The following is a 3081-nucleotide window of genomic DNA, read 5'->3' as shown; positions in this document are numbered from 1 at the left end:
GGGCCTGCACGGGGTGTGGGCGTCGATGTTTGATCTTGAGATCAGATCGGCCCCTGTGACAAGATCACCTTGAGGGTGATGTTCTTTCACTCTGGCTGAACTTCGAGGGGGTCGGTTTGTCGCTCGCGGCGGTGCGGTCGTTGCGGGAGCGGCGGGTTCCGGCGACCGAGGAGGAGCTGGCCGATTTCGAGTGCGATGTGTTGGCGGAGTTCGTGCTGGCGCGGCATGCGGCCGGGTTGGTGGACAGCAGCATCCGCGGGGATCTCTCGCATCTGGCGCAGGTGCGGGACTGGTTCGGGCGTCCGTTGTGGGAGTTGGAGCCGCGTGACGCGGACCGCTACTTCGGGTCCGTGTTGCGCGAGGTGTCGGGCTCGACCCGGGCGGGTCGGGCGCAGGCGCTGGTCACCTACTTCGAGTACCTGGTGCTACGGCACGGGGTGGAGCTGCACGAGCTGACCGGGCGGCTGGTGGAGTGCCCGGTCGATGAGATGAACCGGCCGCGGATGGCGGTCGCGGCGAAGGTGCGGATCCCGCCGACCCCGGCGGAGATCGAGCAGCTGTTCACGGGGTGGCGCGAGGAGCTGGCGTCGTGTCGCAAGTTCGCGCCGAGGGCACGCAACTATGCGGTGGCCCGGCTCTTGGCCGACGTCGGTCTGCGGATCAACGAGGCCAGGATGCTCGATGTCGCCGACGTGCGGTGGGAGCTGGGCCGGTTCGGCAAGCTCGACGTCCGGCACGGGAAGGGCGCCCGCCGCAGCGGGCCCCGGCAGCGACTGGTGCCGTTGATCAACGGAGCGGACGAGGTGTTGGCGTGGTTCGTCGAGGACATCTGGGGCCGGTTCGACTGTGACTACTCGTTGCCCGGGGCGCCGTTGTTCCCTTCGGAGCGCCGCGGCGAGGGCGGGCCGGGGACGAGGTTGACCGCGGACACGGTCCGGACGGCGTTGCAGGGCGCGGTCGTCCGGCATCTGCCCGGGTGGGCGGGGCGGTTGACACCGCACGTGTTGCGGCACTTCTGCGCCAGCCAGCTCTACGACGGGGGAGTGGACATCATCGCGATCCAGGAGCTGCTCGGGCATTCGTGGATCTCGACGACGATGCGGTATGTCCACGCACGCAGCACTCGGGTCGAGGACGCCGTCGCGTCGGGACACAAGCGCGCCGCGCAGCGCTGGGAGGGACTGGTCCGATGAGGTGGAACCTGCGGCTGGCGGCGGCGAACCGAGGGATCTGGAAGGCCAGCGAGCTACGCCGCCTTCTCGCCGAGCGGGGTCTGGAGATCAGCGTCGGGAAGATGTCGGGGCTGTGGTCGGGGCAGCCGAACGTGTTGCGCCCGGACGAGCTGGACGCGTTCTGCGCGGTTCTGGGCTGCGGGATCGAGGAGCTGATCACCGTCGAGCCGGACAAGGTCCCGGCTCCGGCTGGGTCGGACGAGCCGGTGACCCGAGCAGCCGGTGCCGGCTCTGACGCCGGGTCCGGCGCCGGGTCCGGGGGTGTCCGGCGGATCACGCCGAAGCCCAGGTCCGGGCGCTCACTTCCGCCACGCTGACCGGGCCGACGGGTGAGCCAGTCCGAAGGATCCACGGCGCGGGCCTGCCGGACCTGCGACGGCCCGATCCGGCAGGCCCCGGGCGGGCGAGGCGGCCGACCCCGCGAGCACTGCCACGGCTGCCGCCCGTCGGTGGCCGCCCGACGCCGCGCCCGCCCGGACCACGAGACCGGCGACTGCACCCGTTGCGGGAACGCCATCGACTTCACCATCGCTCACACGACTCGACGTCGGACTCGCTGCCACACCTGCGCCCCGCCCCGGACCACCCGCCCCTGCGTCGACGTCGATGCGGTCCTGGCCGACCCGTCGATCAACGAGTCGGCGCGGCGAGTGCTGCACCACGCGGTCGAACGCGCCCAAGCGGCCGGATGCTCGCCGGCCACCATCGCAGGGCTGGTGGTCGGCCTCTTCGGCCAGCTCACACGACCGGAGGGCGGGGACCCGGAAAGACACAACGTCCGGCGCAGCGACCTGACCAAGGTGCTTCGCGTCGCCGCGACCGCGAAGTTGGCGGCTGCGGTCCTTCACGAGCACGGCATGCTCGTCGACGACTCGGTGCCGGCCATCCGGGTCTGGATCGACCGCAAGAGCGCGCAGCTCCCGCCCGGGTTCGCCGAGCCGATCAACGAGTGGCTGCTCGAGCTCCACGTCGGCGGTGACCGGGCCCGACCCCGGTCGACCAGCACGATCTACGCCTACTTCGGGCGGGTCCAGCCACATCTACTTGGCTGGTCACAGCGCTACAGGCACCTGCGGGAAGTCACCGAGACCGACGTCCGGATCGCTCTGGGCGGGTTGGCAGGACACGAGCGGGCCGGGGTGTTCACCTCGCTGCGCTCGTTGTTCGGGTTCGCTCGCCGCCGCCGGATCGTCTTCACCGACCCGGCCCGGCGCCTGCACGTCGGTCGGGCCCCGAAACGCTCGGTCCTACCGATGACCGCCGCGGAGATCGCCGCGGTCAAGCACGCGGCCGTGACTCCAGCGCAGCGCCTGGTGGTCGGTCTGGTCGGTGTCTATGCCGCCCGAGCCACCGCGATCCGACTGCTCACCCTGGACGATGTCGACCTCGCCCGGCGGCGGATCCGGATCAACGACAGCACCCAGCAGTTGCCCGACCTACCTCACCGGCTGCTGGTCGAGTGGCTGACCCACCGCCGGCGGCTCTGGCCGCACACCCCGAACCGACACGTCCTGGTCTCCCGCGCCACCGCAGGCGGGACCGAGCCGGTCTCCGATCACTACCTGAGCTGGCACCTGGCCATGCAGCACATCCCGCTCGAGCGGCTGCGAGCCGACCGAGTCCTGCACGAGGCCCTCGCAGTCACCGCGGACCCGCTGCACCTCGCCTCAGCGTTCAACCTCAGCACCCAGACCGCCATCGACTACGCCGAGATCGCCCGCAACCTCAGCGAGCGCCCCATCGAGCACCAGGCACTCGGCCCCTGATCCCCCCGATCACCACGTCGTCGAGCCTCGTGCTGCACAAGTCGAGTCCAGCCTGAACCCACGGCAGTCCCAGGCCCCACAAC

3 protein-coding genes are annotated in these 3081 nt (G+C 70.8%); all 3 read left to right on the top strand.

Translation table 11 applies throughout. The features are described 5' to 3' along the window. The first annotated feature begins 116 nt into the window (after nucleotides 1-116). From ABD993_RS36440 to ABD993_RS36430, 3 genes are read left to right on the top strand one after another with little or no spacing between them, the layout of a single operon-like run. A complete protein-coding gene (locus tag ABD993_RS36440) occupies nucleotides 117-1193 on the top strand; it encodes a tyrosine-type recombinase/integrase (protein ID WP_345428956.1) in 1077 nt (358 codons plus the stop codon). After that, entirely contained in the window at nucleotides 1190-1549 is a 360-nt protein-coding gene (locus ABD993_RS36435) for a helix-turn-helix domain-containing protein (protein ID WP_345428954.1), read from the top strand. The genes ABD993_RS36440 and ABD993_RS36435 overlap by 4 nt, the downstream gene beginning before the upstream one ends. Before the next feature lie 12 nt (nucleotides 1550-1561). After that, complete coding sequence (locus tag ABD993_RS36430; RefSeq protein ID WP_345428952.1) at nucleotides 1562-2998, top strand: hypothetical protein; 1437 nt, start codon at nucleotides 1562-1564, stop codon at nucleotides 2996-2998. The last annotated feature ends 83 nt before the right edge of the window (nucleotides 2999-3081 follow it).

The organism is Pseudonocardia xishanensis, from assembly GCF_039541715.1.
GTDB lineage: Bacteria > Actinomycetota > Actinomycetes > Mycobacteriales > Pseudonocardiaceae > Pseudonocardia > Pseudonocardia xishanensis.
The sequence above is the reverse complement of the archived record's forward strand: the minus strand, read 5'-3'. Positions and strand labels throughout refer to the sequence as shown.

Bases quoted from the DNA above. Each gene is read 5' to 3' on its own strand.
- ABD993_RS36435 (WP_345428954.1), top strand. From the start codon at position 1,190: ATGAGGTGGAACCTGCGGCTGGCGGCGGCGAACCGAGGGATCTGGAAG.